Source organism: Candidatus Odyssella thessalonicensis L13 (assembly GCF_000190415.1).
In the GTDB taxonomy this organism is placed as follows: Bacteria; Pseudomonadota; Alphaproteobacteria; order Paracaedibacterales; family Paracaedibacteraceae; genus Paracaedibacter; species Paracaedibacter thessalonicensis.
Genome location: NZ_AEWF01000001.1, coordinates 364650 through 390357, shown reverse-complemented (window position 1 = coordinate 390357; position 25708 = coordinate 364650). Strand labels below are relative to the sequence as shown.

Sequence of the window (25708 nt, the reverse complement as noted above, 5' to 3'; positions counted from 1 at the left end):
TCTTACAATTTCCTTGAGAAAAAAGAGCTCGGGAGATAAATAGCCAAATGCACTTACCGCTATAAATATTATTTTGCATCATCTTCTTGATTGAGGTCTATATTTTTATCCCGATAGCTTCTTTGAAGAGAATTATATGGTAAAGATTTTTATGACGAAATCCTAAGCTTTCATAAGCGCGCGCTGCAAAAGGATTGTTAGTAAATAATGTGGCATATCTAGCTCCTCTGTGTTTGGCTTCTAGCAGCGCACCGGCCACAGCCGCTCTGGCGTAGCCCAGATTGCGTAGGGGAGGAGGGGTCCAGACACCCCCAATCTGGACCACATCCTCCACACTGGCATTAAAAATAGTTTTTGCTAAGAGTTGGCCCTCCGCAGCTAAAACAAAAATAACTTGTTCCTTAATTAAACGGCTTACTTCTTGCTCTGCTTTTAGTTCTTCTATCTTTGTTCTGAAAATTTCATAATTGTAATATTGTTCCCAAGGAATGAGGGCCGGTAGGTCATCCATGTTGGCTAAGCGGCATTTTATCCTCCCTGAGTTTAAGGATTCGGGGATGATTAAGTTATCTAATGGCAGCTCATAAGTCTTGTCTTGCATCCTTAATTTGATATCCGTTTCAGTTAACAGGCCGTCTTCCCTAAGAATCTTTAAGATGATAGCTATGTGGCTATGCGGACCTAAAATCTGCTGCATTTTAAATCCTAATGTTTGAGCTTGGGTAAAGGGGATAAGCTTAAACAAGATGTTAGGATCAGCGACTTGGCATAAAAGTGATCCATTCCAACATAAAGCAACAACGCCCTGCAGGATGCCTTCTTCAAAGTAACCATAATAGTCGGCACTGTAGGCTTGCCCTTGCTTTAACGTGAAGCCACCCTTGCGGACATTACTCCTCAAGAACATTGAGGTGTCATTATAAACGGCCAAGAATGTGTCCATCTCATCGAAGTGAGACTGTTTAAGCTTTTTGATATTCTCACTAATATTTGACACTTTGTCGTCTTACTTAGATTAATAAAGAGTATGATTTTAAATATAGTGCTCAGATCCTTAAATTCAAATGTAAACCCTATTTTAAGGGTTAAAGAAGCCCGCTTGATAACGTTGTTATCCAAGTAGGACACTATATTATATTAATACTGTGATACTTTATTCATAAATTGGGCCGCAGGAACAATCTAAGATAATTTAAATAAATCTGATATCAATTTTTTACATTTAAAACTTCATAACTGTTCTGATAAAATGTTAAACGAATCTTTTTCTTCTGCATTAATTTCTGATAATTTTCTACCTTCTCCAGCGCTAAGAGAAATATTTAAAATTATACAGCTACCAGCAGCAGGCGATATATTTACTTTTTCGACCTTGGCTCAGCAACATTTATTGCGTCCGGCCGGCTTATGGCGCTGGGAGGTAGGTGCTTCTCCTTATGAAGATAAAGCATCACAATTAATGCCGTTATTAGAGAAAATGGGACTTAGAGGGCCTCAGCAACCAATACAGCAGAAATATCAAACCATTTTTATTCATGGCACCATCTTTTTTAATTTACGGCCAAGACTTAAATTCTTGGATGCTCTATGGGAGCAAGGTCTACGTGCTGATGACATTATCCTGGTTGCTGGTCAACGCCCCCTCAACCCAGAGGTGGAAACGGGTACAGCCCTTTTTGATCAGGCTCATTGCCCTTATCCCTTTGCTCCTGGCTGGCAGCCGCCAGCTCATATGCCTGCTAACCAAACGGAAGTAGGGCGATTAGTATGGGATCAAATTATTCTTAATAGGTATCTAAGAGAGCAAAAACTTACGGTTCTAACTGTACCTGATCCCTTGGATGCTTCAACGGGTCAAAAACGCCATGCAAATACAGGGGATACGATTTGGCACTGGTTGAAGTCGTCAACTTCAGTTAGGAGCTGTCTTGCTATCTCCAATAACCCTTTCATAGGCTATCAGGATGCTGTTTTAAGAGAAGTGATGGCGGAGCAGAAAATTATGGTGCCTAGTCCTGCTTGTGAAACAGCAGGAGCAGCTGCCAATGCAGATGTGGGACTTAGCATCTATCTTGATAGCTTGGCACGGTGGTTATATAGCGAGGTTAAATTCTTAAAAGCTATTCAGTTGCCTAGACAATAAGGAGAGCTATTAAATATTCTTGCTTAAGGCGCAGGGAGGAAAATGCTTAAGGCTCTCTTTAAAAAAGCTTCTTGCCTATGGTATAACAGCTATTTAGACAAGAAGTAAGTGTTAAAGACAAGCCCTATTGTCGAGAGATCTACTTTCAAGAGCGTGGGGAAATCTCTTCAATAATTAGGCTGTTGCCGTTAACGTCGACAATCTGCACCTGGGTGTGTGCAGGCATATCTTTGCCGATTGCTCGCCACCGCGAATCCCCCATAACAATATGACCAACGCCGTTAACAATAGGATCACTTAAGGTTAAAGTCATACCAATCATTTGATCGGCGCGTCGATTTAAACTTGAGGTGCCCTTTGAGATCTCTAAGCTACGATAAAGGCGTGCTCCGATTGTAACCCCTATGATTGAGAATATGGCAAAACTTGTAATCTGAGCCGGTAACATAAAGTCAAAACAGTATGTCAGTGCTGCCGTTAGGAGCGAGGCGAAACCAATCCAAATAAAGAAGCTTCCGGGAAATACCATTTCTATACAAAGGAGCACTAAGCCTAAACAGGCCCAGTGCCAGTAAGTTAATTCACTTAATAAAAGGTTAATCATTGCTTTATTAACCTTTCTTAGAACCGGTTTGGTTTGAGGCTCCCATACTGTCTTTAACAATCTCAGCAATCCCTGAAATGGTACCAACAAGGCTTGAGGTTTCCATCGGCATCAGAACAAGTTTTTGATTATGGCTTTCAGCCAAGGCCTTAAATGCTTCCACATATTTCTGAGCCACGAAGTAGTTAATTGCTTGACTTGAGCCTTCCTTAACGGCTTTGGATACTTCTGCGGTAGCAAAGGCTTCAGCTTCTGCTAGGCGCTCTCTGGCTTCTGCATCTCGAAGCGAGGCTTCTTTTCTTGCTTCCGCCTCTAAGATCATAGATTGCTTAACACCTTCGGATTTTAAAATTTTTGACTGCTTTTCCCCTTCGGCAGCAAGGATGGCAGCTTGGCGTTCTCCTTCAGCTTCTAAGATCATTGCCCGCTTTTCACGCTCGGCTTTCATTTGTCGGGCCATTGAATCAACCAAATCACGAGGGGGGCGGATATCTTTGATTTCTACACGGGTTACTTTTGTCCCCCAAGGGTGAGTGGCTTCATCGACAACCTGTAAGAGGCGAGCATTAATCACTTCACGATTTGATAGAAGTTCATCAAGATCCATCGACCCCATAACTGTACGAATGTTGGTCATTGTTAAATTTAGAATGGCATGCTCAAGACGTGCTACTTCGTAAGCAGACTTCGCCGCATCTAAAACTTGATAGAAAACAATGCCATCAACAGCAACGGCCGCATTGTCCTTCGTGATGACGTCTTGCGTGGGGACGTCCATCACTGATTCCATCATATTAACTTTGGCGCCAATACGGTCAACTAAGGGAATAATAAGATGAAATCCTGGAGTTAAGGTGCGGATATAGCGGCCGAATCTTTCAATAGTATATTCATATCCTTGAGGTACAATTCGTGCGGCTCTTGAAATAAAGAAAACAATAGCTAAAGCAAAAATGATCAGAGTTATTTCAGACATGATAATGTATTCTCCATATTATAATAATTGGTATTATAGCATACTATTAAGGAAATTAATAATTGGTAATTTTAGGGCAAGCTTATGATCTTTAACAAAACATTCAAAATTTTGTCTTTGATATGCTATACACCTAAGCTATGTATATAAAGAAGCACGTTTAAAGCGGATTTTAATAAATTATGAATATCTTTACTCATTTCCATCAGCAAATAATTGCTATTTTGGAAAATCTTAAGGCTCAAAAAGACTTACCTGAGTCCACTGATTTTTCTCGTGTCGTGATAGAATCGCCTAAGGATCCCAGTCATGGTGATTTGTCAACAAATGCTGCCCTGGTTCTTGCTAAAGCCGCAGGTCTAAATCCGCGTGCCTTGGCAGAGAAAATCTCTGCCCAATTGGGCACTATAAATTATGTAACTCAGGTAAATATTGCCGGTCCTGGTTTCATTAATTTCACGCTATCTTGTGAATTCTGGTTAGAACAGCTATCTGATATGCTCCAGCATTGCCAAACTTATGGTGCCACTAATTTAGGTCAGGGAGAATTGCTAAACATTGAGTTTGTTTCTGCTAATCCGACGGGGCCATTACATACGGGCCATAGCCGGGGAGCGGTGTTAGGGGATGCGATTGCCTCATTACTACAAAAAGTCGGTTACAAGGTTATCCGTGAATATTACATTAATGATGCAGGTGGGCAGACAGAAATTCTGGCACGGTCAGCTTATCTGCGTTATCTGCAAGCATGTGGTCATACAGTTGAAGAATCTAAATTTGAAGGATTATATCCTGGCGATTACTTAGTTAAAATTGGTCAACTTTTAAAAGATAAATATGCTGACAAGTATTTAAATGCGCCCGAAGTAGAATGGATGGATTTGTTCCGCAAGGTCACCATTGAACAGATGATGATCTCCATCAAGGATGATCTCTTAGCCTTAGGCGTCGAGATGAACGTATTTACTTCGGAGCGGGCGCTTGTCGAAGCAGGCGGTGTTTCAAGTGCAGTTGAATTTTTGCAACAGCAAGGAGATATTTATACAGGCGTCTTAGAAAAGCCCAAAGGGCATGATATCGATGATTGGGAGCCAAGACCCCAACTCCTATTCCGTGCTACCAAATATGGTGATGATGTGGATCGGCCCTTGCAAAAAAATGATGGTAGTTGGACCTATTTTGCCGGGGATATTGCTTATCACTATGACAAATATCAGCGCGGCTTTCATAAAATGATTGATATTTTGGGGGCGGACCATTCGGGATATGTTAAGCGGATTAAAGCTGCCACTAAGGCCGTGACAGCTGGAAAGGTTGATGTTGACATTAAAACCACTCAATTAGTCAATTTTATGGAAAATGGAGAACCTGTTCGGATGTCTAAGCGGGCAGGGACCTTTGTTACCTTGCGGGATGTGGTTGATCGCGTCGGACGTGACGTCGCTCGATTTATTATGCTTACGCGTCATCAAGATATGCCTATCGATTTTGACTTTACGAAAGTGGTTGAGCAAACTAAAGATAACCCGGTCTTTTATGTTCAGTATGCTCATGCCCGTGCCCGTTCGGTATTAAGGCATGGCTGCGACTATATAAGCAATAGTGATCCTGTTAAAATTGATAAGAGCCCCTTGACCGATGCAGCTGAGTTAGCGATGATAAAGATACTAACACAGTTCCCAAAGCAAGTTGAAGTAGCTGCTCTTTCACGAGAGCCTCATCGAATAGCGAATTTTCTCTATGAGGCAGCCTCCACTTTTCATGCTTTGTGGAATAAAGGCAAGGATAATGTTGAGCTCAGATTTATTGATCCAAATAATAAAGAGCTGACTCTTGCTCGTTTAGCCCTGGTTCAGGCTGTTGCCAATGTTATTGCTGAAGGATTGACCCTGTTAGGGGTTAATCCTGTTGAGGAGATGCGTTAATGACACCTTTTTTCCGCAAGCTTCAGGAATCTGAAGAGCGTTCTGAAGCAAGGTTGCGCTCTAAAGAGCAGCAGTGGGGGAGTGCATACTCAGAGGATGAACCCCGGGATATTCGTTTAGGAGAGGTTAGAGCCACCTTTGGTCAGGTCGAGCGAGACGATCAGATCCATCGCCTCAAGTTTATGCATAATAATGAGCGTCTATCTGAGGCTTCTTCGGAAGACTGGGATGAGCGTCATTCCCCCTTAAACTTTATTATTTTAGCTAGCTTGATCATTATATTAGTGGTACTAGCTTGGTTTGGCTATCGATGGTTTAATAATTCTTATAATGAAGCGCCACCCGTGTTAATGGCAGATGAGTCCCCTTATAAAGTTCGGCCTGAGCATCCAGGAGGGATATCGATTCCACATCAAGATAAACTGATATATGGCCGTATTACGCCCCAAAGCCAAGCCACTCCAGAGCGATTGCTTCCTCAGCCAGAGCAGCCAGTGCTACCTGAATATCAGCAACATTACACCCAGCCGGCTTATGGTTCACCAAATAATGGTTATCCATCTCAGGATCCTCAGCAGCAGCTTCAATCTTCTCCTTCATACGCGGAAGTTTCTCCCTCTCAGCAGACGTATCATCCAGCACCTACAATCGGGCCGGAGCAGCATGCTTATGCGCCCCAGCAACCTATAATGTCTCCCCAATCCCAAGAGTATGTTCCTCAAGCTTATCCGCAACAAGCCTATCCAAACCAAGGGTATAATCCTCAACCAGTTCCTCAATATCAACCTACAGCTCCTCAGGTTGCCCAATCCCACGATCAAGGTAATCCTTATGGTAACCAGTATGGACCTGCGCCCGTGAACGATGCACGCCCTGAGATGAATTATGCTAATGCTGCCTACATGCCGGCGCAAGCTCCGCAGCAAATGCTGAAGCCACGACCTTCTGTTCATCAGGAATCTGTAATGGAAGTAAAGTCTGAAAGTGTTAAGGTGCAGAATACTGCAGAACCTGTAAGGGATGCTCTCGATGAACTTGTGAGCTCTGAAGCAAATATGGTTGAGAAGATTGGATCCACAAAATTAAAGCTAGCATCCCTTAATAATGATTCTCCCTTTGCCTCTCCGAGCTCTGCAGGGCGGGGTGCAAAGAAAGATTCTCCTAAGGCACTGGTTGGTGAGGGGCCATATCGTGTACAATTAGGTTCCTTCTCTACAGAGAAAGAAGCAAAAAATGAAGTGCGACGTCTAAAGGGGTTAGACCATTCCGTTTTTACGGGAAAAAAGTTTATCATTCAGAAATCAAGTTCTTCTGTTACAGGTAATGCAGTCTATAAAGTTATGGTTGGTTTTTTCCCCACAGCTAATACAGCAACAACCTTTAAGAATAGAATGAAAATTCACCGTCTAAATGGAATTGTAATCAAGTCAGCAGCCTAGAGATAGCAATTCTTCTTGCCAGTCTTATGCTTTGCAAGGGATGCGTCTAACTTTAGAGGTTGAAGCTTCAGGCGACGCGTGTCAAAATAGCATCAACTTATCATAAAGAAAGTAGGATCTATGCCCCATACAGCACCCAAACCCGTGATCTTTGGCTGCCAAGGGACTAACCTCTTGGAATCTGAGTATGATTTCTTTTCAAGAGTACAGCCGCTTGGCTTTATATTGTTTACAAGAAACTGCGATAACCCCGATCAAGTTCAACAACTTGTGCAGGATTTAAGGTCCTGTGTATCTCATAAATTTGTGCCTATTCTCATCGACCAAGAAGGTGGACGTGTTGCACGCCTGAATAATCTGCATTGGCGTCAATATCCCCCTGCCGGCGTTATTGGCCAGCTGGCAGAAGAAGACTTGACCTTAGGATGTTGGGCGGCTGAAGCAAACGCTTATCTGATGGGGATAGAAATGCTTCAGTTAGGGATAAACGTAAATTGTGCACCACTTATGGATTTATTGATTCCGAATGCTCATCAAATCATTGGTGATCGGGCATTCCATGAGAACCCTGATGTTGTTGCTCCTTTGGCGGCGAGTGTTATCCGTGGCTTACAACGGGCGGGAGTAATTCCTATTTTAAAACATTTGCCGGGCCATGGTCGGGCCTTAGTTGATAGTCATGAAAGTCTTCCTATTGTAACAACTGATCTCAGTGAGTTACAGGAAAGTGATTTCTTGGCTTTTCGTCAGGTTTGCACCGTCATTAATGAAGAAAATCTTTCACAGCCTTGGGGTATGACCGCACATATTGTTTATGAAGCGGTTGATTGTCACACTCCAGCGACTCTTTCTGAATCAGTTATTGATAAGGTCATACGCAAGCATATAAACTTTAAAGGTTTTCTTATTACAGATTGCTTGACCATGAAAGCTTTAGGCGGAACCATGGGAGAGAGAGCAGTTAAATCCTTAGAGGCTGGCTGTGATGCCGTTCTCCATTGCAGTGGTAATATGAATGAAATGTTGGACATTGCCGCCCATTTAAAGCCAATGTCATCCTTATCTTTAGAAAGGCTAAAAACTTCTAAATTGTCTGGGCATCGATTGCGCTCAGAAGATGATGAAGTGTTATGGTCACAGCTTAACTATTATCTTAAGCCATACTGGGGTGGTGTCACCCGACAGATCATGTAATATCTGGCTTGCTAGATAATTAGGTTCAGAAAATTTATAAGGTGAAATAATTATTTTAGCCTTCTGCTTAAGTGCCTATATCTTTTTTATTTGTGTTTGTGGCCAGCTTCTAGGATGGTAGAATTTGTCTTGAGACTAATTGAAACTTACGATTTTATGCCCTTAAGTAAGCAGATTGGCTCTGTGAAGTTGGCATGCAAATAAGCCTAAAATTTATCGCTCTTGAAGGCAAGATCTAACATATTTATTACCTTTAATTTGTGTAAACCTTTCTCATTAGAGAGAGACAATAAGATCGCATGAGTATTATAATTGCTCCTCAGAGGAGTATCAGCATGGTTCACAAACGCCGGGAAAATGGGTTACCAGGAAAGATGCTTATTCTTAAACTGTCTTTCTCCAAATAAATGATCAAGAGATAGACTTGCTCAATATAATGCTGGCAATTAAACAGGTTGTCAGGCTGGTAAAGACAGTTCAGGGTGGTACCTCGAAACTATTATATCTGCTTCTTTCTAAATCGAATTTAGCCTATTATTAGGTAGCATTCACAGGTAAGAATTGTTATAAAATTGATGTATAAACTTATATAATTAGGATCATAGGGTCAGCAAGTTATTTGTATAAGCCTTATGCTTAAAGCCTGAACTATTTTTATACATCTCATATAATACTATCTTTTTAAGAAGGAGTATTTATATAAAAAACGATAAAGATTTACGCAACAATAGGATTTAAACCGCTAGCATGACAGATCATTTGATACTCTCTATCGCCTCACTTATTGCTTTAATCTTAGCTGTGACGACCCATGAGGCAGCCCATGGCTTTGTTGCTAAAGCTTTTGGGGACCGAACCGCAGAGATGATGGGACGGATGACATTTAACCCCATCTCTCATATCGATTTATTTGGGACCATTATATTGCCAGGAATATTGTATTTAACTAATGCACCATTTTTGTTTGGTTATGCTAAACCTGTACCGGTGGACTTTTCAAGGTTACAACCAAGGCGTTTGGGGGAAATACTTGTGGCTTTTGCAGGTCCAGCAGTAAATTTCTTGTTGGCTTTTGTTTCTGCTTTATTACTGCATGTTAATCCAACACAGCAAACTTTTGGCAATGACATTCTCGTCAAATCAATCATAATTAATATCGTTCTCGCGGTTTTTAATTTATTACCGATTTTACCCTTAGATGGGGGGCGAATTCTCAATGGTTTATTGCCGCGTCAGTGGGCTATGCAGTACAGCCAGCTAGAGCCTTATGGAATGCTAATCTTGTTCGGTTTGATCTTTTTACCCAATCTATTGGGGATAAATCTGTTAAGCAGCATTATGATGCCTGCTGTTAAAACATTTATGGGGGTTATATTAGCTGCTGCAGGAATTAATTAGTTCTAAGAACATACTCTATTATATAAAAGACTTTATAGTATATAAGGTCAGCATAATTAATAAGTTCGCTACGTTCGTTGAATGCTTGAAATATTGTAAAGTGTCACGACAGGAAATAAAGTCAAAAGGTATAAATTTGCAATTTAATAGAGGATAGATTAGGGTAAATTAAAAGTTAATCTAGGATGAAGAGAAGAATATGGGACTAAGTTTCGGGCATTTAGCCTTATTAGTATTGGTTGTTTTAGTAGTTTTTGGGGTTGGTAAATTACCGCAAGTGATGGGTGATTTGGGTAAAGGTATTCGTGCCTTTAAAGCTGGCCTTAAAGACGCAGAGCCTTCTGAGGATGAAAAGGATAAAGTCTAAACAATGTTTGATTTTGCTTGGTCACATTATGCTTTGCTTTTAATTGTTGCGGTTGTGCTTTTGGGGCCCCAAGAAATCCCTACTGTCCTTCGGTTTATTGGCCGGTGGACAGGGCGTCTTCGTCGTCTGACCGGAGAATGGCGAGAGTATATTGAGCACATTGCCCATGAGGATACTGCACGCAAAGATGAAGATAAAAACGATCAAACAGTGAGTAAACCCGATGACAGCGCCAGAATATGACCAGGCTCAACCTCTTGTGCATCATTTAGTAGAACTGAGGGCAAGATTTATTCGAGTCCTTTTGGCTTTTTTTATAGCATCCATTTTAAGTTACTGTGTTTCCAACCATATCTTTCAAATTCTTCTTCATCCTTTGCATAAAGTTTTTGCAGAACTTGGGCTTGATCGCAAGCTGATCTATACAGGACTAACAGAGGCCTTTTTGACGTATGTTAAAATTGCTATGTTTACGGGCGCCTTTTTAACCTTTCCTTATTTCGCCATTCAGATATGGCTCTTTATTTCTCCCGGCTTATTTAAGCATGAACAGAAAACCTTAAGGTTAATGTTAATAGCAACACCGCTGTTTTTTTGCATCGGGGCTGCATTTGCTTACTTTGTCATCTTTCCGAATGCTTATAGATTCTTCTTAAGTTTTGAAAGTTTAGGGGGACAGGGAGCTATGCCTATCCAATTAGAACCGAGAGTTTCAGAATATTTAAGCTTTGTAATGCGTCTAATTATGGCCTTTGGCATTAGTTTTCAGTTGCCAGTGTTACTAACCGTGTTAGCAGGGATAGGTGTTGTCAATAAAAAAGCACTAATTGAAAAATGGCGTATTTCTGTGGTAAGTATTTTTGCAGTGGCAGCTGTAATTACGCCTCCTGATATCCTTAGTATGGTCGGACTTGCAGCGCCTTTGGTATTGCTTTATGGGCTATCGATTTTAGCTGTTTCTAAAGTTGAAAAGACCCGCAAGAAGAAAGAAACCCAGTCATGCTTGACCTGAAATTAATCCGAAGCCATCCTGAAATCTTGGATGCCTCATTAAAGCGCCGTGGTAAAGAACCGTTGGCTCATCGACTGCTTGCTATGGACGAGACTTATCGTTCAGCTTTAACTGAGCTGCAGGAATTACAAACGAAACGCAATCAAATAGCTAAATCATTTGGTGAAGCCAAACGGACGGGCCAAGATACAACAGGGTTAGCTGCTGAAGCTGAGCAGATTAAGGCTTCTATTGCCGACTTAGAAGTTAAAGCGAACCAACTTAATCAAGAACTTATGGATGAAATGTCCACGATACCTAATCTGGTTGCTGACGATACTCCAGATGGCTTGGATGAAACGGCGAACTTAGAGATACGTCAAGTGGGAGAGATTTCAAACTTTAGCTTCCAGCCAAAGCCCCATTATGAGCTAGGTGAAGATCTCGGCAAAATGGATTTTGAGGTTGCAGCTAAACTTTCGGGTTCAAGGTTTGTTGTCTTATACAGTGAATTAGCCCGTTTAGAACGGGCTCTAGCAGCGTTTATGATTGATATCCATACCTCTCAATATGGCTATCAAGAGGTATATGCTCCTGTCCTCGTCCACGAAAAAACGATGTATGGAACGGGACAGCTTCCAAAATTCCGTGAAGATCAATTTCAAACAACGACAGGCCATTGGATTATCCCGACCGCAGAAGTAGTATTAACGAATCTAGTGGCGGAGGCTATCTTAGCAGAAGAGCAGTTACCGCTTCGGTACACAGCTTATACTCCTTGCTTTCGGGCAGAAGCGGGGGCTGCTGGCCGTGATACGCGCGGAATGATTCGCCTGCATCAATTTGGAAAGGTGGAACTGGTAAGCATTACCCATCCCAGCGAGTCAAAGGCTGAGCATGAACGCATGACCATGGCCGCAGAAGAAATTCTCAAGCAATTGAAGTTGCCTTACCGGGTAATGGCCCTGTGCGCAGGCGATATGGGGTTCTCAGCTCAGAAAACCTATGATTTAGAAGTTTGGTTGCCGAGCCAGAACACCTATCGTGAAATTTCAAGTTGCTCAAATTGTAGCAATTTTCAGGCTCGCCGGATGAATGCGCGCTATCGCCCTATGGCTACCCCTGAAACCCCAAAACCAGCGCCTGAGTTTGTGCATACCTTAAATGGTTCAGGGCTGGCGGTAGGACGGACAATTGTGGCTATTTTGGAAAATTATCAAAGATCTGATGGCAGCATAGAAATCCCTGAGGTGTTAAGACCTTATATGGGAGGCGTTGAAGTCATAACTAAAAAACAATAAAATATTATTATGCGTATACTTATAAGTAATGATGATGGTATTAATGCTCCAGGCCTTCAAGTCTTGGAGTCCATCGCCCGTCAGTTATCCGATGATGTTTGGATTGTGGCACCTGAGCTCGACCAAAGTGGCGCTAGTCACTCCTTAACGCTGCGCGATCCACTGCGCATGCGAGAAATCTCCGATAGGAAGTTTGCTTTATCTGGTACACCGACTGATTGCGTATTATTCGGAATTAATCATTTACTGAAGGACAAGGCTCCAGACCTCGTCCTATCCGGGGTTAATTATGGTGCTAATTTAGCTGAAGACATTACATATTCCGGAACAGTGGCAGCGGCAATGGAAGCTTCATTATTGCATGTTCCCGCGATTGCTATAAGTCTGTGCATTGACAAAGGCAACTCCGTGCAATGGCTAACAGTGGAACATTTTATGCCTTCTATTATTTCACAAATAATTTCTGTTCCTATGGACCATTATACGTTGGTAAATATCAACATCCCAAATGCAAGCATTAATTCTATTAATGGCATAAAGGTTACCTGTCAAGGACAGCGGACTTACCAGGATCAACTTCATGAGTGTATCGATCCACGCGGCAAGAAATACTTCTGGGTTGGCATTGTGGACCATGACGGTTCTGGCGCTCCGGGGACAGATTTAGAAGCTATTAATCATAACTTTATCTCTGTCACTCCCTTGACGCTTAATTATACTCATGAAAAGTCACTTAATCGACTGAATCAATTATTTTTGAAGGATAAGACAGATGAAGCTGCGTAATTTCGCAATAATACTTATGGCAGCCAGTATTCTTGTGGGCTGTAATAGTCGACGAGGCGGACCTGCAGATGTAGAATATGATTCATATAAGAGCCCGTATCACATTGTCCGGCGAGGCGATACAATTGCAAGCATTGCTAAGAAGTATCATCTTGACAAGAAAGAATTGGTAAGGTTAAACGGCATGAAGTCCCCCTATCGCATTGTTGTGGGCCAGAAATTACTAGTGGGCGCTCATGCTAGCACAAAGCATGATGACCATTATGAACCTGGAGCAGATGCGCCTCATGTGGGTGAGGTCAAAGTTTCTAAGCTTGCTCCATTGCCCGGGACTGAGGAAGAAAGTGCAACTGTTCCCTATTCAGAAGCGGATGAAGAGGGTGAGGATGACACAGATCACACTGAAGGCGGACTAGCCTCCCATCAGGAAGAGGAGACACATGGGGAGGAGTCGGCCAGAGAGGCTAAGACATATAAGCCTTTAAATGAGGCTCCAAAGGCAGCTGCTTTTTATACATGGCCAGTTCGGGGAAAAATTATAAAAGCATTTTCCTCAACGAAGGGAGGTCATACAGGGATCAACATCAGTGCTCCTAAAGGAACCCCCGTTAAAGCCGCGAATAATGGAGTTGTCAGTCGAACCGAGCAAATACCGGGCTATGGCAAAGTCATTCTAATCCGCCACCAAAATGGATTCATCAGCGTTTACGCGCATCTTGATCAAATTCTTGTAAAGCGGGGCGATACGGTGGCCGCAGGACAGAAAATCGGTACAGTAGGAAAGACGGGAAATGTTAAGGAACCACAGCTTCATTTTAAACTTAACAAAGGAAAAACTCCAATTGATCCTACTAAGCTTCTAGATTAGGATAAGAAATTGCAATTTAGAAGTTAAAATCTCAAACAGATGGGAGTTATTTTATGAGTCAGGGTGGTTTTGATATAGCAGCATTTATGCCGCTGGTTATGATCTTTGTAATATTTTATTTCTTGTTAATTCGTCCGCAGCAAAAAAAGGTGAAAGAGCATCAAGCGATGCTATCGGCTGTTCGGCGGGGTGATAAAGTTGTCACCAATGGCGGTTTAATCGGGACAATTTCAAAAGTTACCTCTGATACAGAAGTATTGGTGGAAATTGCTGAAAATGTAAAGGTTCGGATTGCAAAAGCGATGATTGCTGAAGTGTTATCAAAGACTGAAGCTGTCAACTCAGATGAACCACAAGGTGTGGTGGCAAAGCCCGAGGAAAAGAAAACTCCTGTCAAGAGGACAGCAAAAGCTAAAACTGCTGATAAGAAGGACTAATCTATGTTACAAATTGCACGATGGAAAGCCGTACTAATTCTGCTGGTCTGTGCTCTGGGAATTTTGTTCTCAGTGCCTAATATGTTGTCAGAAGCGCAACGGAGTAAATTGCCTGATTGGTTGCAGCATACCTTTAATTTAGGACTCGAACTGCAGGGCGGTTCTCATTTACAGCTTGAAGTTGACATGAAAGCCGTAATGAAAGATTATTCCGATAATCTTCTTGATGAAGTGCGGACAGCCCTTCGTGCAGAAAAACTTGGTTACACGTCTCTATCTCTAGCCTCAGATCGCAAAGGCGTCACATTTATGCTCCGTGATCCGAGTCAAATTACGAGCGCCAAGAAGGCTCTGCGTAAGGTCGTTGCTGATTTAAATAGTGAATTTGAAACTTCAGGACGGGTAGTAATTTCTCTCACCGACGAAAAGATCGATCAGATTCAAACTAAGGCTTTAGAAAAATCAATTGAAGTTATTCGCCGACGTGTGGATGAAACAGGAACCAAAGAACCCTTAATTCAGCGCCAAGGTAGTGATCGTATTATTCTACAGCTACCTGGGGTGGATAACCCAGCTGAGGTGAAAAATCTTATTGGGAAAACGGCAAAAATGGAATTCCGTCTGGTTGATCATGATGCCGGGGGGATTCATATTGATGCTAATGGTCGTCCTCAAGGCGCCATACCTTTGGGCTCAGAAGTTTTACCAGCTACAGAACATGAAAACCGTGAAGGTTTTGTTGTTGTGAAGAAGCAGATTGCTATCACGGGTGATCGCCTTGTTGATGCACAGTTTAACTTTCATGAAGCACAACCCGGCGTTTCTATTGTCTTTGATTCAGTCGGTGCAAAGAAATTTGCTGAGATTACAGCTAATAATGTGAATCGTCAATTTGCTATTATCTTGGATGGGCGAGTTATTAGCCATCCCAACATTAAACAACCTTTATTAGATGGTCACGCATTTATTAGTGGGGGATTCACTCCTAAAGAAGCCCAAGAGCTGGCATTATTGTTAAGAGCAGGTGCTCTGCCTGCGCCCTTGAATGTTATTGAAGAAAGAACAGTAGGGCCAAGCTTAGGCGCTGACTCAATCCAAGATGGCCAAAGAGCAACCATTTTTGCCTTCATATTTGTGACTGTGTTTATGATTCTGAACTATTCATTGTTTGGCGCATTTGCAGATATTGCTTTAGCTTTTAATATGATTCTTCTGTTTGCGGCATTGTCATTATTAGGGGCGACTTTAACCTTACCAGGTATTGCTGGTATCGCGTTGACAATTGGTATGGCAGTAGATGCGAATGTTCTAATATATGAACGTATTAAAGAAGAATTACGGCATAATGCTAAACCTGTAATGGCAATTGATATAGGTTATCGCAAAGCGTTAATGACAATTTTAGACTCCAACATTACTACCCTTATTGGGGCTGCGGTATTGTTTGAATTTGGATCAGGGCCTATCCGTGGTTTTGCTGTGACCTTAGCTTTAGGTATTGTGATTTCATTATTTACAGCATTGTCGTTAACGCGTCTAATTGTTATCTATTGGGCACGTCGCCAACGTAACTTAACATCATTGCCAATATAGAAAGAGGTTATACCTATGGCATATTTACGCTTAGTACCGCATAATGTTAATATTAACTTTGTTGGCTTACGCTTTGTCACTTTTTTAATTTCCTCTCTTGTTATTGCGGCCACATTAATTACCCTATGCACAAAAGGCCTTAATTATGGAATTGATTTTCAAGGGGGCTACATCTTTGAAGTGCGCTTAAATCAGGAGCCTAATATTCCTGAATTAAGAGATAAATTAGCGTCTCTTGGATTGGGAGAAACTGCAATCCAAAAGTTCGGCGCTGAGAACGATGTATTGATCCGTGTTGAAAAGAAAGCCAATGAAGGCAGCAATGAGACTGAATCGCAACAAAAGGTAATTGATGCAGTTAAAGGACTTTTAGGAGCTGATCAAGATTACCGTCGTGTTGAAACAATTGGACCCAAAGTAGGTGAAGAACTTGTCCGAAACAGTATGAAGGCAGTACTTTTTGCTTTAGCAGCTATGCTTATTTATATTGCGGCCCGATTTGAGTGGCAGTTTGCCGTATGCGGTATCATTGCCCTTGTTCACGATACCATCGGGATCTTAGCACTATTCTCTATTTTTCCCTTGGAATTCAATGAGACCGCAATTATCGCAATTTTGATTACTGCAGGCTATTCGATCAATGACACCATTGTGATCTTTGATAGGATTCGTGAAAACCTTCGCAAGTATAAAAAAATGGAGCTAGGGGCCTTGATCAATAAAAGTCTTAATGAGACATTGTCAAGAACTGTATTGACGGCCACTACGACGCTGACCTCCTTACTTGCCTTGTATTTTTTCGGGGGAAGCGTGATTTCAAGTTTTAGCTTGCCAATTATTATTGGTATTATGATCGGCTCATTCTCCTCGATCTTTCTTGCCTCGCCCTTGCTGCTTTATTTAAATCTTAAGCGAGGGGAAGACACCCCAGCTCCAGAAGTGGCAGTAAAAAAAGCTTAAAATGAGGCCCCTCTAAAAGAGGGGCTTTTTAATTATGATATATCCTTAAATAAGGGAATTGTAAAAGCCGAAAATTAGCGCGCTAGGAGTAAACGGAAGCTATGCCCCTAAATAATTGAGGGTGTTAAGGCAGAGTGTTCTCAAATTGCGCGATTAGATCAGAATAATATTATTGACCCCCTGAACGGATCCATTTAATAAGAGAGAGAAAACGGCAAGCTTAACTCTACCTGTTATCCTTTAGGGGCTGAAACTAGTTCTATAAGAGATAAATTTTAAATAATTTCTTCAATTTTGTGCAGATGCAAGCTTGTCATTTTTATTTATTCTGTTAAAGATAGGCTATATACCTCATTAGTGTACACAGACATGATCACTGCTAGTTCTCAAATAGATACTTCATACCATCACTCTGAACGATTAGAAGATTATATTATATTGTTAAAACCCCGAGTTATGTCGCTTGTAGTTTTTACAGGGCTGTGTGGTCTGCTTATGGCGCCTGGCAAGCTCCATCCTTTATTAGCACTAATTGCTGTCATATGCATAGCTGTGGGTGCCGGCGCATCAGGAGCGCTTAACATGTGGTACGATCGGGATATAGACCTCATTATGCAGCGCACCCAGAATCGGCCGTTACCCCAAAATAAGATTAATCCCGATAATGCCTTAGCCTTTGGCACCATTTTATCCCTATTATCAGTTTTAATTATGGGTGTAGCAGTAAATTGGATTGCAGCTGCATGGTTAGCCTTTACCATATTTTTTTATGTGTTCATTTATACTTTTTGGCTCAAGCGGCGAACACCCCAAAATATTGTTATTGGCGGAGCAGCCGGGGCTTTACCTCCTGTCGTCGGCTGGGCCGCGGTTACAGGAACAACGCCTCTTGAGGCGTGGATTTTATTTCTGATTATTTTTATGTGGACACCAGCTCACTTTTGGGCTTTGTCTTTACATCGCAATCAGGATTATGTGGCAGCAAAGGTTCCTATGATGCCAGTTGTCGCAGGCGAAAAGTCCACTAAGAATCAGATTATCGTTTATGCTGTCTTAACCGTTATTTCTACGATGCTGCCCTTATACGTTGATATGTCATCATTTATATATGGTTGGTTTGCTGGGGCTTTGGGATTAATTTTTGTTGGGATGGCCATCCAATTGCGCTTATCAAATACTACAGTTATTGCCATGCGGCTTTTTGGCTATTCCATCTTGTACCTGTTTCTCATATTCTTAAGCCTAATGCTGGATTCGTTAGTGAGGTAAGTATGGATCAAAATCTCAAGCAAAGAAATAAAGCCTTGTTAGTGGTTCTGCTGATCACAGCCATAACTCTGTATGCAGTAGCATTAATTCGTTATCCGGGTTTCTATTAAAATATGGCAGCGCGGCGTAATAACCTGGCCATTATCCTAGGGTTTCTTGCCTTGGGAATGTTAGGATTAGCTTTTGCCTCAGTTCCCTTGTACCGCATGTTTTGCCAAGCAACTGGCTTTGGGGGAACCACGAAACGGGCGATATCTCCTTCTGCCGGCATCCGGGATAGGATCATCACCGTGCGATTTAATGCGAATATAGACTCAAAATTATCATGGCAATTTAGACCTAAACAGACCCAAATAAAAGTCCATGTCGGCGAAAACTCTATGGCATTTTATGAGGCCTATAATTATTCTCCTCAACCTCTTACGGGCATAGCTATCTACAATGTTACCCCTGATAAAGCGGGAAAATATTTTTCTAAAATTGCTTGTTTTTGCTTTGACGAGCAGCAACTAATGCCGCGGCAACGGGTGGATATGCCAGTAATGTTTTATATTGATCCTGCCTTTGCAGATGATCCCTTTATGGATGACGTCCAAACCATTACATTATCTTATACGTTTTATAAAAGCTAAAAGCATTCTAATCATTGTCAAAGGAAAGGGATATTAGAGTTAACTGTTAACCAAGGATTTTCATAAATAGAAATATTGTTCTAAATCAAGGTGATAATTGATTGATTAATTGCATAAAATGCTTCTTGAGTGAAAGGGGTTTTTTTGATAGATGTGAAATATTAAACTGTTAACCTTAAATATTTAAAAAGAAATTCTTATGAAAAAAATACTTACTTTGCTGCTGGCTTTAAACTGTTCCGCGTTTGCCAGACCTGAATGGGCTATTTCCAGATTTGGTTCCCCCAAACACTCGGACAAGGAATTATTTATGCCCTATGTTAATCCTCAGGCTCCTAAAGGAGGACGGCTGCGGATGGCAAACATTGGTAGCTTTGACTCTATTAACAGATTTGTCATAAAAGGCTTTCCAGCAGAAGGTCTATTAATGTGTTATGACACTTTGATGCGGCGCGCAGCTGATGACCCGCATAGTATGTATGGGTTGGTAGCTGAAAAAGTTGATTTGGCGCCAGATGCTTCAGAGATGACATTCTATATCAATCCAAAGGCTAAGTTTCATGATGGACAGCCTATTACTGCTGCAGATATAAAGTTCTCTATTGAAGTTCTGCGCGATAAAGGGTTGCCGCGTTATAAGAAATTTTATGGTCGTATTGACGATATTCAAGTGATTGATGATCTAAAAGTAAGGCTAAAATTTAAGCCGGATGATCAAGGAAACTTTGATAAAGAGTTACCGATTATTATGGGTAACCTTGTGATTCTGCCAAAACATTTATTGGAAGACAAGGATTTTGCGTCCTTAACTCTAACAGAGATACCAGGATCAGGTCCCTATAAAATTAAGCAGCATGAATTAGGACGCAAAGTTGTTTATCAAAGAGTAGAGAACTATTGGGCAGAGGATCTTCCCTTGATGAAAGGGACGAACAACTTCGATGAGATCAGTATTGAATACTTCAAAAGTGATCACACTTTAAGAGAATCATTAAAAGCCGGTGAAATCGATGTCTATATGGAAGCGGATCAGAAAAGCTGGAATACGGCCTATGATTTTCCGGCTGTCAGGAAAGGCGACGTTGTCAAGCTTCAGCTTGAACATGCTCGACCTGTAGCCGTTAGAGCCTTAATTTTTAATATGAAAAACCCCGTGTTTGAGGATCGGCGGGTTCGTAAGGCAATTGCTATGGCTTTTGATGTCCATCAAATTAATAAGACACAGTACCATGGCGCCTTTAAGCCTATGACGAGCTTGTTTGCCAATACTCACTTCGTTCCTTACGGACAACCGTCAGCAAAAGAAATAGCTCTGCTGGAACCCTTTAAAGACCATCTGGACCCAGAAATATTTAAGGATTCCATTAAAATTCCGCAAGGCGATCGCCGCAAGATTTTAACAGAGGCAGATCAGCTTTTGAAGCAAGCGGGCTGGGTTATAGAAAAAGGAGTTAGGGTTAACCAAAAAACCAAACAACCATTGACCTTTACCTTCAGTGTGAAGGATCCGCGGATCGAAGGCTTAGCTCTTGAGTTACAACGGAACTTAAAGCCGCTGGGGATTAATATAACGGTGGCTAAAGTCGATACTTCTCAATACGAAAAACAGTCTGTTGAGAAAACTTTCGATGTGATCCTTCATACTTGGGCTAACTCTTTATCCCCTGGAATTGAACAGACTTATTATTTTGATCCTAAAATGGCCGATCAACCCGGAAGTTCCAATTACATCGGCATTAAGAATGAAGCTATTTACGTACTCGCCCATAAAGTGGCGTCTGCAAAGGATGAGGATGAATTAATGACCAGCGTCAAAGCTCTCGACCGGGCCGTTATGGGAATGTATTATATGGTCCCCGGGGTATACGATAACTCATTATGCATTGCCTTCTGGAAAGATCGCCTCGCTCATCCAGAAATTACTAAAGACGTTGGCACAAATATTCCAGAATGGTGGTGGGCAAAGTCATGAGACTTGCCTTATACCAGCCAGAAATTCCCCAAAATGCGGGGACACTAATGCGTTTAGCCGCTTGCCTTGGGGTTCCATTGGACATCATTGAGCCCTGTGGCTTTATATGGCAGGATCAAAAACTCCAACGTGCTGGCATGGATTACATTGAACTTGCGAATGTTCAGCGCCATGCTTCCTTTGAGGCTTTTAAAGCCAATATTCCTCAACGGTTAATTTTAGTGGATACCAAAGCTGCGACATCATTTCTCGATTTTAGCTTCCAAAAAAATGATATCCTTTTAATGGGAAAAGAAAGCGTGGGTGTTCCAGAATCTGTATTTGAGGCGATACCCGACCGCGTTATTATTCCCATGCTCCCTGGACGAAGATCATTGAATGTCGCTGTTGCGGCAGCGATGGTTCTAGGGGAAGCATTAAGGCAAACGAATGGATTTAAGCGAGGGGACATTTATGACAACGCCAGAGCAGAAAGCGGAATTTGAGCGCTGGGTTACGCAACTACGGAATAATATTTGTGCTGAGCTTGAGAAACTGGAAGAAGAATGTGATCATGATTATCTGCTTCCAGGTCAGTTCCGCCGGGAGATTTGGCAACGGCACGATAAAAGCCAGCAGAATGGTGTCGGCGGCGGTGGGACCATGTCCATCCTTAAGGGCCGAGTCTTTGAAAAAGCTGGCGTTAATATTTCTACAGTTTATGGACAATTCCCCGAGCAATTCGCCAAAGAAATCCCGGGTGCAGAAGAAGATCCGTCGTTCTGGGCCTGTGGTATATCTTTAGTTATTCACCCGTTAAATCCCTTTGTCCCAGCTGTTCATATGAATACGCGGCATATCGTGACTCATAAAACCTGGTTTGGCGGCGGAGCAGACTTAACCCCGACTTTTGAGTTCGCTGAAGATACTCGAGATTTCCATCAGGCCTTCCGAGAAGCTTGCGATCGCCATAATCCCGATTACTATGCAAAATTTAAGCTGTGGTGCGATGAATATTTTTATCTGCCGCATCGTAATGAGGCACGAGGAGTAGGGGGAATTTTCTACGATTATATCAATACTGGCTCCTTTGATGCTGATTATGCTTTTACTCGCGATGTGGGCCTTGCTTTCTTAAAAATCTATCCAGAATTGGTCCGCCGTCATTATCGCGACCCCTGGACCGCTGAAGACAAACAGAAGCAACTCATTAAGCGCGGTCGTTATACCGAGTTTAATTTGCTTTATGATCGGGGAACAAAGTTTGGCTTAAAAACCAATGGCAATGTGGATGCTATCTTGATGTCTTTACCGCCTGTGGCCATGTGGTAAGGGGCAAAAATTATAGAATTCCCTTGGCATTCGTTGACAACAATTATTCAGACTCTCTTAGATAACAAATGTACTTATCTAATAAGTGCGAAACTACCTTCAGGCAACTAGATTTTGAGCCACTTCTTTGCTCAATAATTCCTCAAATGAGAGAAAAAAACATTTAATAAATAAAATTTTTAGCTTATCAGTATTTGGTAGTAATTTTTTGAGAAAGTAGAAAATCTCATGGCTTCATTGTGTTTTAATTTTATTTTTCAAAACTAGCATCCGATATAACTGAACTAGATCTTTGATCTGATTGATAAAGCTAAATGGTCTAGCGTGATCAAAGATAAACAGTTTCCGAGGTTCGGGGTATGCCACTTAGTCCTCATATTCAAATTTCTTAATCTCTATCTTGCGTGGCTTTTGGAATAGATTACGTTAGACTATGGCGTAATGACTGGACAATCACGGCGTGCAACCTGCTCTGGGTTTATGATCCTTGAGCTAAATTGGTTTACTTCAGGTAAACACTATGGGCAATCCAGTATTGGATGGCAAGAAAATAAAATCCTTACAAGTCAGCGGAATTTTTACATGTAGTACTTTTTGACTTAGTGTACTAAAAAGTATAAATTTTTGCATATATAAACTATGAGGTATATAGATGGCCCTCTTTAATTGTATTAAAATATGTGACGCAGTTGTACTTTTAATGGATCCATTAGTAGAGATTGTGATCCATAATATTCAGTCCGATACCATTGTTTACATTAATGGTTTGCTTTCTAAAAGGAAAGTAAATGATCCTAGCCTCCTCGATAAGGAAGGATTAAACGACGTAGACAAAATAGTATACCCCAAGATCAACTTTGATGGAAGATTAGTGAAATCAGTCTCTATCATTCTTGAGGAGAAATGGTTGCTCTGCATAAACTGTGATATCTCTATCTTCAGCAAAATGCAGGATTTAAGTCGTATTCTTCTGCAGAGTAACGGAGGTCAACCCAAATCGCTCTTTATAAATGACTGGCAGGAAAAGTTGCATGTGACTATTCATAATTATGTGCAAAGTCATAAGTTAGAATATGATCATTTAAGCAATACAGATAAGAAAGCTATTGCAAAGCATTTATTTGATTCAGGCGCCTTTAAGGAAAGAAATGCTGCTGACTATATAGCAAAAATTTTGAAGCTTGGTCGGGCTACTGTCTTTAAATATTTAAAAGAATGGAGAGCAAGATGAATATTTTCAAGCTTGAAGATTACTTAGCAAAGCATGAATTTTCTACTCAATATTTATTATGCTGCTCAGATGCCGAGAGTTTTGACATGGTAGAAATTCTGTCCATGGCCTCTACCGAAGACATGAAATTATGGAACAATTTGCGGCTTAGCTATACTGAATCACCCGGATTGTCAATCCTCCGCAAAACAGTAGCTAATACACTATATAAAGGATTAAGTGAAGATAATATACTTATGTTTGCAGGCGCAGAGGAGTCAATATTTTGTGCACTTCATACCTTAATTGAACCAAGTGATCATGTTATTGTATTAACTCCTTGCTATCAGTCATTTATTGAAATCCCAAAATTGAAAAAAGTAGATATATCGGAAATCCAGCTTAAAGAAGAGCATCAGTGGCGGATCGATTTAAAGGCTATTCAATATGCTATAAAATGCAATACAAAGTGTATCATTATTAATTTTCCTCATAATCCTACAGGGCAAGTGATAGAAGAGGATGAATTAAAAGGTTTAGTTGATATTTGTGAATCAAAAGGCATTTGGCTCTTCTCTGATGAGGTTTATAGACTTCTCGGTTTGCCGAATAAGCAGTGGGCGCCCCCCGCAGCATGTTTATATGATAAGGCTTTATCAGTTGGAGTAATGAGTAAAGCGTTTGGAATGGCAGGCCTTCGCATCGGTTGGATTGCCAGTCAAGACCAAGCTATCCTAAAAAAAATACAGCACACGAAGCACTACACTTCCATATGTAACAGTGCACCAGCTGAAATCTTAGGCTTAATAGCCTTACATAATAAAGATAAAATCCTAGAGCGTAATAACCATATATTAGAAGCTAATCTAAATCTTTTAAATCAATTCTTTATGGAATATAGTCACTTATTTGAATGGGTGAAACCGCAAGGTGGATGTGTCGGTTTTGTCAGATATAAAGGCTCGGAAGTTATAGATTCTTTTTGTGAGCGGCTAGTACAAGAGAAAGGCGTCCTCCTTATGCCAGCCTCAATCTATAATTATGAAAGTAATCACTTTCGCATTGGATTTGGAAGATGGAATATGCCGCAGTGTCTTGAGAAATTTAGAGAGTTTTTGTATCATGAAAATCTTTAACCTTCAGGAAATCAAGCAGAAGATCAATATTGCCACAGATCTGCAAGAGCTGATCAATTCTCAAAAGTCAGCTTTTATTGATTTCTCATCTGGGCTTTATTTGGTACCCCCTCCAATGCAATTCCTTTTTCCGCTTTATGGCAGTGATTGTCATATTAAAGCAGCCTACAGGCAAGGGAGCAACAATATAGTAGTTAAAATCGTGAATGGTAGTCCCTTTGGAGGCAATGGTGTTGTGTTGGTTTTTGCGTCTAATACAGGCAAGCTTAAACTTATCTTGCACGATGAAGGTTTTCTAACCACATTAAGAACGGCAGTTACTGGCATTATTGCCAGCGAATTTGCCCCCTGGCAACCACAAAACATTGGTATTATTGGTAGCGGTAATTTGAGTTCTATGCTTTATTATTTAGTAGGGATGAAATACCCAAGTAGCAACATCATGCTCTATGCTAGAGATAAAAGAAAAGTCCAGGGTATTACTGAGGCTATATGTGACTCTGCGGAAGAATTAGTCATAAAATGTGACACAATATTTACTGCCACCTCATCAACCCGGCCTATTATCCATACCATTCAGGAAGACTCTAATAAGTTAATTATTGCTCTTGGTAGCGATGATGAATACAAGAGCGAAATATCTCTTAATATTTTTGGACAAAGTGATGTCGTTATTGTGGACAGTAAATTGCAAGCTACCCAATTTGGCGATGTGGCGAAAGCTCTAAAACATGGTGTTATTTCTTCAAATTCACTTATAGAACTTGGAGAAGCATTAAAAGTAGGTATTGCAGAGAAGGCAAAAACAATTATTGCTGATCTTTCTGGTATTGGAGCCCAGGATGCTGCTATGGCTCAATTTCTCTTGTCACGAACTCTATGCTAGCTCTTTTCTCTCTCGAAAATTTTATGCTTCTTTCCTGTTAATGGCTGTTCAAGCTTTAAATAACTCAATTCTATTATTTTACAGTGTAATGCTAATCCCTAAGTTAACCCACTGTTACTATCTGGCTATAAAGCTATACAATAAGTTATACGGACATGAATTGGTTACTAAAGAATTGTCGTAGAACATTTTTTAGCATAAATAAACTTTGCGTCGTATTTAAAGCAGATTTCTTAAAGGAGCCAGGTTTTCAAGCTTGCTTTGATTTTTTTCTGCTCTCAAATTTTAGGGTGTTTTGGCTCCTAGATGC

At 41.1% G+C, this 25708-nt stretch carries 25 protein-coding genes; 22 read left to right on the top strand and 3 right to left on the bottom strand.

All coding sequences use genetic code 11. The annotated features are described in order from the left end of the window. Nucleotides 1-97 precede the first annotated feature (97 nt). Nucleotides 98-997 carry a GNAT family N-acetyltransferase gene (locus HMO_RS0101935; RefSeq protein ID WP_010298036.1) on the bottom strand — a complete coding sequence of 300 codons (900 nt, stop codon included), beginning with the start codon at nt 995-997 and terminating at the stop codon, nt 98-100. Nucleotides 998-1249: 252 nt separating this feature from the next. On the opposite strand from HMO_RS0101935, the gene HMO_RS0101930 reads away from it, so the two are divergent. Beyond that, nucleotides 1250-2143, top strand: a complete 894-nt coding sequence (locus HMO_RS0101930) for a hypothetical protein (RefSeq protein WP_010298034.1) — start codon at nt 1250-1252, stop codon at nt 2141-2143. A gap of 145 nt (nt 2144-2288) precedes the next feature. Here the strand turns inward: HMO_RS0101930 and HMO_RS0101925 are convergent, their stop codons facing one another. Together HMO_RS0101925 and HMO_RS0101920 are read right to left on the bottom strand one after the other, a co-directional pair. Next, entirely contained in the window at nt 2289-2747 is a 459-nt protein-coding gene (locus HMO_RS0101925; protein ID WP_010298032.1) for an NfeD family protein, read from the bottom strand. Between the two features lie 7 nt (nt 2748-2754). Beyond that, on the bottom strand, nt 2755-3729 hold the full coding sequence (locus HMO_RS0101920; RefSeq protein WP_425358514.1) for an SPFH domain-containing protein: 975 nt from the start codon (nt 3727-3729) through the stop codon (nt 2755-2757). A gap of 176 nt (nt 3730-3905) precedes the next feature. Between HMO_RS0101920 and argS the strand changes: the two genes are divergently transcribed. From argS to HMO_RS0101810, 21 genes are all read left to right on the top strand, one after another. Then, entirely contained in the window at nt 3906-5648 is a 1743-nt protein-coding gene (gene argS, locus HMO_RS0101915; RefSeq protein WP_010298025.1) for an arginine--tRNA ligase, read from the top strand. Beyond that, nucleotides 5648-7087: an SPOR domain-containing protein gene (locus tag HMO_RS0101910; RefSeq protein WP_010298022.1), complete on the top strand. Its 1440-nt coding sequence runs from the start codon at nt 5648-5650 to the stop codon at nt 7085-7087. Before argS ends, HMO_RS0101910 begins: the two co-directional genes overlap by 1 nt. Before the next feature lie 120 nt (nt 7088-7207). Beyond that, complete coding sequence (nagZ, locus tag HMO_RS0101905; RefSeq protein ID WP_010298020.1) at nt 7208-8281, top strand: beta-N-acetylhexosaminidase; 1074 nt, start codon at nt 7208-7210, stop codon at nt 8279-8281. 747 nt (nt 8282-9028) lie between these two features. Further along, a complete protein-coding gene (locus HMO_RS0101900; protein ID WP_010298017.1) occupies nt 9029-9679 on the top strand; it encodes a site-2 protease family protein in 651 nt (216 codons plus the stop codon). 199 nt (nt 9680-9878) lie between these two features. Beyond that, nucleotides 9879-10046, top strand: coding sequence for a twin-arginine translocase TatA/TatE family subunit (gene tatA / locus HMO_RS0101895; protein WP_010298015.1), 168 nt, complete (start codon nt 9879-9881; stop codon nt 10044-10046). A gap of 3 nt (nt 10047-10049) precedes the next feature. Beyond that, entirely contained in the window at nt 10050-10289 is a 240-nt protein-coding gene (locus HMO_RS0101890; RefSeq protein WP_010298012.1) for a Sec-independent protein translocase subunit TatA/TatB, read from the top strand. Next, entirely contained in the window at nt 10270-11058 is a 789-nt protein-coding gene (gene tatC, locus HMO_RS0101885; RefSeq protein ID WP_010298009.1) for a twin-arginine translocase subunit TatC, read from the top strand. Before HMO_RS0101890 ends, tatC begins: the two co-directional genes overlap by 20 nt. After that, on the top strand, nt 11046-12338 hold the full coding sequence (gene serS / locus HMO_RS0101880) for a serine--tRNA ligase (RefSeq protein ID WP_010298001.1): 1293 nt from the start codon (nt 11046-11048) through the stop codon (nt 12336-12338). Before tatC ends, serS begins: the two co-directional genes overlap by 13 nt. A 9-nt stretch (nt 12339-12347) precedes the next feature. Then, complete coding sequence (gene surE / locus HMO_RS0101875; protein WP_010297999.1) at nt 12348-13124, top strand: 5'/3'-nucleotidase SurE; 777 nt, start codon at nt 12348-12350, stop codon at nt 13122-13124. Beyond that, entirely contained in the window at nt 13111-13992 is an 882-nt protein-coding gene (locus HMO_RS15360; protein WP_010297996.1) for a M23 family metallopeptidase, read from the top strand. Before surE ends, HMO_RS15360 begins: the two co-directional genes overlap by 14 nt. 53 nt (nt 13993-14045) lie before the next feature. Continuing rightward, nucleotides 14046-14429 (top strand): preprotein translocase subunit YajC, encoded by a 384-nt coding sequence (gene yajC / locus HMO_RS0101865; RefSeq protein WP_010297995.1) that lies wholly within the window; start codon nt 14046-14048, stop codon nt 14427-14429. Between the two features lie 3 nt (nt 14430-14432). Further along, nucleotides 14433-16022 carry a protein translocase subunit SecD gene (gene secD / locus HMO_RS0101860; RefSeq protein ID WP_010297992.1) on the top strand — a complete coding sequence of 530 codons (1590 nt, stop codon included), beginning with the start codon at nt 14433-14435 and terminating at the stop codon, nt 16020-16022. 15 nt (nt 16023-16037) lie between these two features. Continuing rightward, nucleotides 16038-16982 (top strand): protein translocase subunit SecF, encoded by a 945-nt coding sequence (gene secF / locus HMO_RS0101855; RefSeq protein ID WP_010297989.1) that lies wholly within the window; start codon nt 16038-16040, stop codon nt 16980-16982. Nucleotides 16983-17351: 369 nt separating this feature from the next. Further along, a complete protein-coding gene (locus HMO_RS0101850; protein ID WP_029448177.1) occupies nt 17352-18251 on the top strand; it encodes a heme o synthase in 900 nt (299 codons plus the stop codon). A gap of 113 nt (nt 18252-18364) precedes the next feature. Next, complete coding sequence (locus HMO_RS0101840) at nt 18365-18883, top strand: cytochrome c oxidase assembly protein (protein ID WP_010297984.1); 519 nt, start codon at nt 18365-18367, stop codon at nt 18881-18883. Nucleotides 18884-19082: 199 nt separating this feature from the next. Next, a complete protein-coding gene (locus HMO_RS13445; protein WP_010297980.1) occupies nt 19083-20855 on the top strand; it encodes an extracellular solute-binding protein in 1773 nt (590 codons plus the stop codon). Beyond that, nucleotides 20852-21340 (top strand): tRNA (cytidine(34)-2'-O)-methyltransferase, encoded by a 489-nt coding sequence (locus HMO_RS0101830; protein WP_033444408.1) that lies wholly within the window; start codon nt 20852-20854, stop codon nt 21338-21340. Before HMO_RS13445 ends, HMO_RS0101830 begins: the two co-directional genes overlap by 4 nt. Continuing rightward, nucleotides 21309-22166 (top strand): oxygen-dependent coproporphyrinogen oxidase, encoded by an 858-nt coding sequence (gene hemF / locus HMO_RS0101825; RefSeq protein ID WP_010297974.1) that lies wholly within the window; start codon nt 21309-21311, stop codon nt 22164-22166. The genes HMO_RS0101830 and hemF overlap by 32 nt, the downstream gene beginning before the upstream one ends. A gap of 652 nt (nt 22167-22818) precedes the next feature. Further along, the gene (locus HMO_RS0101820; protein WP_010297971.1) at nt 22819-23397 is read left to right on the top strand and encodes a PAS domain-containing protein; all 579 of its coding nucleotides are present in this window, start codon (nt 22819-22821) and stop codon (nt 23395-23397) included. Beyond that, nucleotides 23394-24512: an aminotransferase class I/II-fold pyridoxal phosphate-dependent enzyme gene (locus tag HMO_RS0101815; RefSeq protein ID WP_010297967.1), complete on the top strand. Its 1119-nt coding sequence runs from the start codon at nt 23394-23396 to the stop codon at nt 24510-24512. The genes HMO_RS0101820 and HMO_RS0101815 overlap by 4 nt, the downstream gene beginning before the upstream one ends. Further along, a complete protein-coding gene (locus HMO_RS0101810) occupies nt 24499-25398 on the top strand; it encodes a Rossmann-fold NAD(P)-binding domain-containing protein (RefSeq protein ID WP_010297964.1) in 900 nt (299 codons plus the stop codon). The genes HMO_RS0101815 and HMO_RS0101810 overlap by 14 nt, the downstream gene beginning before the upstream one ends. The last annotated feature ends 310 nt before the right edge of the window (nt 25399-25708 follow it).

What these genes read in the sequence shown, in the direction of transcription:
- HMO_RS0101930 (WP_010298034.1), top strand. Translation starts at nt 1,250, where the DNA reads ATGTTAAACGAATCTTTTTCTTCTGCATTAATTTCTGATAATTTTCTA.
- HMO_RS0101925 (WP_010298032.1), bottom strand. Translation starts at nt 2,747, where the DNA reads ATGATTAACCTTTTATTAAGTGAATTAACTTACTGGCACTGGGCCTGT.
- argS (WP_010298025.1), top strand. Translation starts at nt 3,906, where the DNA reads ATGAATATCTTTACTCATTTCCATCAGCAAATAATTGCTATTTTGGAA.
- HMO_RS0101910 (WP_010298022.1), top strand. Translation starts at nt 5,648, where the DNA reads ATGACACCTTTTTTCCGCAAGCTTCAGGAATCTGAAGAGCGTTCTGAA.
- nagZ (WP_010298020.1), top strand. Translation starts at nt 7,208, where the DNA reads ATGCCCCATACAGCACCCAAACCCGTGATCTTTGGCTGCCAAGGGACT.
- HMO_RS0101900 (WP_010298017.1), top strand. Translation starts at nt 9,029, where the DNA reads ATGACAGATCATTTGATACTCTCTATCGCCTCACTTATTGCTTTAATC.
- tatA (WP_010298015.1), top strand. Translation starts at nt 9,879, where the DNA reads ATGGGACTAAGTTTCGGGCATTTAGCCTTATTAGTATTGGTTGTTTTA.
- HMO_RS0101890 (WP_010298012.1), top strand. Translation starts at nt 10,050, where the DNA reads ATGTTTGATTTTGCTTGGTCACATTATGCTTTGCTTTTAATTGTTGCG.
- tatC (WP_010298009.1), top strand. Translation starts at nt 10,270, where the DNA reads ATGACAGCGCCAGAATATGACCAGGCTCAACCTCTTGTGCATCATTTA.
- serS (WP_010298001.1), top strand. Translation starts at nt 11,046, where the DNA reads ATGCTTGACCTGAAATTAATCCGAAGCCATCCTGAAATCTTGGATGCC.
- surE (WP_010297999.1), top strand. Translation starts at nt 12,348, where the DNA reads ATGCGTATACTTATAAGTAATGATGATGGTATTAATGCTCCAGGCCTT.
- HMO_RS15360 (WP_010297996.1), top strand. Translation starts at nt 13,111, where the DNA reads ATGAAGCTGCGTAATTTCGCAATAATACTTATGGCAGCCAGTATTCTT.
- yajC (WP_010297995.1), top strand. Translation starts at nt 14,046, where the DNA reads ATGAGTCAGGGTGGTTTTGATATAGCAGCATTTATGCCGCTGGTTATG.
- secD (WP_010297992.1), top strand. Translation starts at nt 14,433, where the DNA reads ATGTTACAAATTGCACGATGGAAAGCCGTACTAATTCTGCTGGTCTGT.
- secF (WP_010297989.1), top strand. Translation starts at nt 16,038, where the DNA reads ATGGCATATTTACGCTTAGTACCGCATAATGTTAATATTAACTTTGTT.
- HMO_RS0101850 (WP_029448177.1), top strand. Translation starts at nt 17,352, where the DNA reads ATGATCACTGCTAGTTCTCAAATAGATACTTCATACCATCACTCTGAA.
- HMO_RS0101840 (WP_010297984.1), top strand. Translation starts at nt 18,365, where the DNA reads ATGGCAGCGCGGCGTAATAACCTGGCCATTATCCTAGGGTTTCTTGCC.
- HMO_RS13445 (WP_010297980.1), top strand. Translation starts at nt 19,083, where the DNA reads ATGAAAAAAATACTTACTTTGCTGCTGGCTTTAAACTGTTCCGCGTTT.
- HMO_RS0101830 (WP_033444408.1), top strand. Translation starts at nt 20,852, where the DNA reads ATGAGACTTGCCTTATACCAGCCAGAAATTCCCCAAAATGCGGGGACA.
- hemF (WP_010297974.1), top strand. Translation starts at nt 21,309, where the DNA reads ATGACAACGCCAGAGCAGAAAGCGGAATTTGAGCGCTGGGTTACGCAA.
- HMO_RS0101820 (WP_010297971.1), top strand. Translation starts at nt 22,819, where the DNA reads ATGGCCCTCTTTAATTGTATTAAAATATGTGACGCAGTTGTACTTTTA.
- HMO_RS0101815 (WP_010297967.1), top strand. Translation starts at nt 23,394, where the DNA reads ATGAATATTTTCAAGCTTGAAGATTACTTAGCAAAGCATGAATTTTCT.
- HMO_RS0101810 (WP_010297964.1), top strand. Translation starts at nt 24,499, where the DNA reads ATGAAAATCTTTAACCTTCAGGAAATCAAGCAGAAGATCAATATTGCC.